Source organism: Streptosporangium canum, assembly GCF_900113865.1.
GTDB classification, from domain to species: Bacteria; Actinomycetota; Actinomycetes; order Streptosporangiales; family Streptosporangiaceae; genus Streptosporangium; species Streptosporangium canum.
The window spans coordinates 1-5733 of the sequence record NZ_FOQY01000054.1; the positions used below are offsets into that span (position 1 = coordinate 1).

Below are 5733 nucleotides of genomic sequence, written 5' to 3' on the forward strand. Positions count from 1 at the left end.
CCGGCGGCGACGTTGCGCAGGCCCTCACGTACGAGAGCCTGGGCGAGCACGGTGGCGGTGGTGGTGCCGTCACCCGCGACGTCGTCGGTCTTCTTGGCGACTTCCTTGACGAGCTCGGCCCCGATCTTCTCCCACGGGTCCTCGAGCTCGATCTCCTTGGCGATGGAGACACCGTCGTTGGTGATCGTGGGTGCGCCCCACTTCTTCTCCAGGACGACGTTACGGCCCTTGGGGCCGAGGGTCACCTTGACGGCGTCCGCGAGCTGGTTCATACCGCGCTCGAGACCGCGCCGGGCGTCCTCGTCAAACGCGATCATCTTGGCTGCCATACGGCTAGACCTCCCAAACGCAGGGTGGCTTGCACCGGATCGAGCCGACGCCCGCGACGGCATGTGGACCCGCGACTCCGTTCGGCGGGTCCCATCGTCTCGATCCAGGGTTGGCACTCTCCAACAGGGAGTGCCAACGAACTGTTTAGCACTCTACCTTGCCGAGTGCAAGCCGTGATGCTCTGACCTGCGTCCAGCTTAGAACGAGGACCCGCGTTCAGAGCGAAGGCCCGGCCCGCCGCTGGAACGGCGAGCCGGGCCGACACGCGGGAAGATCCGCGCGGACTGCGCTGCCACGGGATCTTCCGGCATTTCCCGACGAATGGGTGGAACGGTCGCGTCAGACCGCCCTGACGGATTCCGCCTGGGGACCCTTCTGACCCTGAGTGATCTCGAACTCGACCCGCTGGCCCTGCTCGAGTGCACGATAGCCATCCATCATGATCGCGGAGTAATGGACGAACACATCCTTACCACCGTCTACCGCGATGAAGCCGTAGCCCTTGTCCGCGTTGAACCATTTGACGGTGCCTTGCGCCACTTCCGACTCCTCTTACTGGACTAGAGGACATCGCCCATTCCTCGCGCGAAGTCCGCAATCTCCGAGGCGCAGACATCGCCTACGTCGATCGTTCTCGACCATACCTGTGGGACACCGTAGGGCAACAGAGTCAATCTGCGAACTACCGCTTTACGTACGCATTCAGGGCTGAGGCCGAGTTTTGCCGGTGCGATTAATTGGTTAAAAACTGCATCACATCTCGGGGCACAGATATGAGCTGACGTCACAAAACACGACACCCGCACGCGGTCAGGCCGCGCGCGGGTGTCGTGGAGAGGCGGTGGGGACGCCGGGGGATCAGCCCCCCGCGACCGCCGGGATGATGGAGACCTGAACGCCGGACGGCGTGGCGGTGTCAAGGTTGTCCACAAAACGGACGTCCTCATCTCCGACGTAGACGTTGACAAAACGGCGAATCTTGCCCGTTTCATCAAGAATGCGCGCACCGATGCCGGGGAAGTCGGCGTCGAGCTTCTGCAGAACATCCCGCAGGGTCTCGCCCTCTCCGGTCACCTCGGCGGAGCCGTCGGTGTAGGTCCGGAGAATCGTCGGAATCCGCACAGAAACGCTCATAATTCAGTACCTTTCACGAGTTTCTAGGCGATAGCCGTACGGAAAGCGTCAAGAGACGGCCGGATGACGGCGGTGGGGCGGGCATGGTCCGCCACCGCGTCGAGGGTCTTGAGCCCGTCGCCTGTGTTGAGGACCACGGTCTCGGCCTCCGGGTCGAGCTTCCCCGCGGCGACCAGCTTGCGCAGCACGCCGACGGTGACGCCGCCCGCGGTCTCGGCGAAGATCCCCTCGGTCCTGGCCAGCAGCCGGATCGCGTCGACGATCTCGGCGTCGGTGACGTCCTCCACCGCTCCGCCGGTGCGCCGGGCGATGTCCAGCACATAGGGGCCGTCGGCCGGGTTGCCGATCGCCAGCGACTTGGCGATGGTGTCCGGCTTGACCGGCCGGATCACGTCGTGACCGGCCTTGTAGGCGGCGGAGACCGGGGAGCACCCCTCGGCCTGGGCGGCGAAGATCTTGTAGGGCCTGTCCTCGACGAGGCCGAGCGCGATCAGCTCCTTGAACGCCTTGTCGATCTTCGTGAGCTGCGAGCCGGACGCGACCGGGATGACGATCTGGTCGGGGATGCGCCAGCCGAGCTGCTCGGCGATCTCGTAGGCCAGGGTCTTGGAGCCCTCGGCGTAGTAGGGCCGGAGGTTGACGTTGACGAAGCCCCACTTGTCGCCCAGCTCGTCGCCGATGAGCTCGGAGCAGAAGCGGTTCACGTCGTCGTAGGTGCCCTCGATGCCGACGAGCTTGCCGCCGTACACCGAGGCCATGACGATCTTGGCCTCCTCCAGGTCCGCGGGGATGAACACGCAGGCGTCCAGACCGGCCCGGGCGGCGGCCGCGGTCACCGCGCCGGCCAGGTTGCCGGTGGAGGAGCAGGAGAGGGTGTGGAAACCGAAGTTGCGGGCCGCCTCGACGGCGATGGCCACCACGCGGTCCTTGAAGGAGTGCGTGGGATTGCCGGAGTCGTCCTTCACGTGCAGGGAGCGGATGCCCAGCTCGCGGGCGAGGTTGTCGGCCTTGACGAGCTTGGTCCAGCCGGGCGCCATGTTGGGCTTGGCGGCCACGTCCGCCGGGACGGGCAGCAGCGAGCGGTAGCGCCAGATGTTCGTCGGCCCCTCGGCGATCTGCTCCCGGGTCACCCGTCCGAAGTCGTAGGCGATCTCCAGAGGCCCGAAACACTCGATACAGGCGAAGTTGGGGCCGAGGTCGTAGCGGGCGCCGCATTCGCGGCAGGACAGGGCCGCGGCGGGACCGAAGGGCTTGCCGTGCGCGTCTTCGACACGGCCGGGCGAGGTGGTGGTTTCAGTGCTTGCGAGCGCCATGAAGCGAGGCCTTTCCCTCATCTTCGTCTGCGACCACCCTGGTCACAGACCGGAATTGGCACCTGTCCCGGCCGACCTCGTCAGAAGAACGAGTCTTGAACCGGGAGGGTTGCCGGGGCTTCGCAGGGCCGGTCCCTCCACCCCTCTGGATGAGCAAATATTCAGTTGTCGACCTGACGAGCAGGTCCTACGCACTCTACCCCGCCTCGCCGCCATCCTGACCAAGTGTCTCACTCCGCGAGATGTAACGTGTTACCTGTCGGACGGCCTCGCGGGGATCGTCGGCCGTGAAACGCACCGCCCGCACCCGCCCGAACCCGTTCACCTCATGCGGCTCGCGCAGCCGTACGACCAGATTCGTCATACCGCCGACCTCGACCGAGAGCGTCTCCCCCACCACCTCGGCAAGCTTGCTCTGCCCCTTGCTCACCCGCTCCGCACGGACCGACTCGATCAGCCGGACCGGGATCACGACGTCCAGGAGACCGCCGAACCGGATCCGCAGCCGCTCGTCATCCACAGCATGGGGATAGACCCACAGTGAGGCGATGAAGCCGAGGCTCCAGAGCGCGGCGGCCGCCATCACCACCAGATGCGCCCACCGGGCCCACTCCCAGGGCAGCAGGTGATGGACCACCACCAACTCCAGCGGTGACGTCACCACCATCGCCCACAGGATCACGCGCAGCCCCCGGTCGTAACCGATCGCCGCGCCGCCCTCCGGAACGTCCACCCGCCGCCGGACCGCCGGCCACAGTGCCGAGATCGCCTTCATGGCCCGAGTGAAGCGATTGACGCTACGACAAGGTCAAGTGGTCACCGCGTACGCCCCGTTTCCCACAGGCGGCCGGCGGAGCTCCCGCCGGGCGCACGCCCTTCATCGCCCGCCCGGCGGGAGCTCCGTCTTCCCCTCGGTCTTCACGGTGGCCCGCCCCCTGGGAGGGGAACCGGGAGCGGATTACGGTGTCTTGTACTTCAGGGTGTAGGGGCTGGAGCCGTTCGAGGAGAGCACGCGGTAGCGGTAGTAGCCGGGCGTGCCGGTGTAGCTGATCTTCTCGTCGGGGCGCGGGCTGTCGGCGGTGGCGACGACGCTCCAGTTGCGGCCGTTCCATTTCTGGAGGTAGAGGTCGAAGTCGACGCCGTCGTTGGCGTCCAGGCAGCCGGCGTGGACGCCGGTGACGGTCGAGCGGTAGTGGCGGTTGTTCGGCTGGTAGGCCGACTGCCCGCTGTTCAGCGTGCCGGTGACGGTCTGCGGATAGCCGGTGCAGGTGCCCGCGCCCGGCGGAGTGTGAGTGGTGCTGTCGGTCACCAGGGTCAGGCCGTAGGTCGTGAGGATCTCACCGATCGGCTGGAAATAGGTGACGCCACCGGAGGTGCAGTCACCGGAACCGCCGGAGGTGACCCCCTGAGCCTGGTCGATGGAGATGAAGGAACCACCGGAGTCACCCGGCTCGGCGCAGACGTTGGTACGGGTCACCTCCGAGACCTCGCCCTGGGGATAGTTGACGCTGGTGTCGCGCTGCTGGATGGTGCCGCAGTGCCAGCCGGTGGTGGAACCGGACCGGCAGACCGAGGCGCCCTCGATGGCCACCCTGGAACCGGCCACGGTCACAGTGCCGCCGCTGCCGTTCTTCACCAGCGGCTTGGGCGTCCAGTCGGCGTTCACCGCCACCCAGGCGAAGTCGCTGCCCGGGAAGGTCGACCCCTGGAAGACCCCCTGGGCGGCTCGGTTGACGCCGGTCGTGGTGGCGCCGGCCTTGCCGCAGTGGCCGGCGCTGACGAACCCGTTCTGGGTCCCGCGCGTCACCGAGAACCCGATCGAGCAGCGGCTTGAACTGCCGATGTAGTAGGCCTCCCCGCCCACCACGTCGGACAGGGGCCGGGGCCGCTCATCGGACGACACCACCCGCACCGCGACCGGGTCCACGCCGGCGTTTTCCAGGATGTTCGTGGTCGTCGTGACCGCCGTGGAGAGGACGACGACCTTGTTGATCTTCGTGTCGATGTAGCGCACGCTCCCTGTTTCCTGGCGGCTGGGCAGCGCGTGGTCGACGTGCTTCTTGATCGCTTGGAGGTCTGCCAGTGACCGGGTGACGATCTCGGCCCGGGCGCCCGCGGCGACGATCACGGGGATGTCGGCGGCGCTGGTGGTGGCCACCACCAGGGTCTGCGCGATGCTTCCCGCGAACCAGGCACCGCCGAACCGGCTGCCGAGCTGCCCGCGGAGCTGTGCCTCGATCGGTGTCAGGCGGGCCTCGTTGCGCAGGCGGGTCTCGGCCTCCTCTCTGGTGAGGCCGAGATCGCGCTGGAGTGCTTCGAGCATGCCCGGCGGTGGTTTCCTCGCGGCCACGGCCGCCGGGGGCTCCGCTGTCCGGGGTTGGGCGATGGCCGGGGCGGCCGTCAGCGTGAGCGCGGTGATCGCCAGAACGCATCCCGTGGTGATGACGTGTCTGCGGGACATGGATCTCTCCTCGACCTCGGCTTTGCAAGCGTGAGGGGGGAGAACGCCACGCATCACAGGTTGATCATGCGATGTGGGCAACGCCACCTTAATCCAGCCGTTGCCGATCAAGGCCGCAAAAGCCCCACGCCACGCGGACGACGATTTCCAGCGAGATCCACCGGCATTTCCTGCCTTCACCGTGTGGTCCAGAAGCGGATTACGGTGTCCTGTAGCCCAGGGTGTAGGGGCTGGAGCCGTTCGAGGAGGGCACGCGGTAGCGGTAGTAGCCGGGCGTGCCGGTGTAGTTGATCTTCTCGTCGGGGCTGGGGCTGTCGGAGGTGGCGACGGTGTCCCAGCCGCGGCCGTTCCATTTCTGGAGGTAGAGATCGAAGTCGACGCCGTCGTCGGCGTCCAGGCAGCCGGCGTGGACGCCGGCGGTGGTGGCGCGGTAGTAGCGGTTGTTCGGCTGGTAGACCGACTGCTCGCTGTTCAACGTGCCGGTGACGGTCTGCG

The 5733-nt window shown here is 67.0% G+C and carries 6 protein-coding genes, 1 pseudogene and 1 riboswitch; all 7 genes and pseudogenes read right to left on the reverse strand.

Translation table 11 applies throughout. The features are described from left to right. On the reverse strand, positions 1–329 hold a 329-nt coding region (locus BM085_RS40305), incomplete at its 3' end, for a TCP-1/cpn60 chaperonin family protein (RefSeq protein WP_281249914.1). A gap of 340 nt (positions 330–669) precedes the next feature. Continuing rightward, positions 670–870 carry a cold-shock protein gene (locus tag BM085_RS40310; RefSeq protein WP_012895270.1) on the reverse strand — a complete coding sequence of 67 codons (201 nt, stop codon included), beginning with the start codon at positions 868–870 and terminating at the stop codon, positions 670–672. Positions 871–1188: 318 nt separating this feature from the next. Next, positions 1189–1464 carry a MoaD/ThiS family protein gene (locus BM085_RS40315; RefSeq protein ID WP_012895271.1) on the reverse strand — a complete coding sequence of 92 codons (276 nt, stop codon included), beginning with the start codon at positions 1462–1464 and terminating at the stop codon, positions 1189–1191. Between the two features lie 23 nt (positions 1465–1487). After that, on the reverse strand, positions 1488–2777 hold the full coding sequence (gene thrC, locus BM085_RS40320) for a threonine synthase (RefSeq protein ID WP_031169877.1): 1290 nt from the start codon (positions 2775–2777) through the stop codon (positions 1488–1490). A 14-nt stretch (positions 2778–2791) separates the two neighbouring features. Beyond that, positions 2792–2933: riboswitch (SAM riboswitch) on the reverse strand. A 40-nt stretch (positions 2934–2973) separates the two neighbouring features. Beyond that, the gene (locus BM085_RS40325) at positions 2974–3552 is read right to left on the reverse strand and encodes a hypothetical protein (protein WP_093892028.1); all 579 of its coding nucleotides are present in this window, start codon (positions 3550–3552) and stop codon (positions 2974–2976) included. Positions 3553–3735: 183 nt separating this feature from the next. Continuing rightward, complete coding sequence (locus BM085_RS40330; RefSeq protein WP_093892029.1) at positions 3736–5238, reverse strand: S1 family peptidase; 1503 nt, start codon at positions 5236–5238, stop codon at positions 3736–3738. Positions 5239–5437: 199 nt separating this feature from the next. Continuing rightward, positions 5438–5733, reverse strand: a pseudogene (locus BM085_RS40335) (S1 family peptidase); the annotation flags it as partial.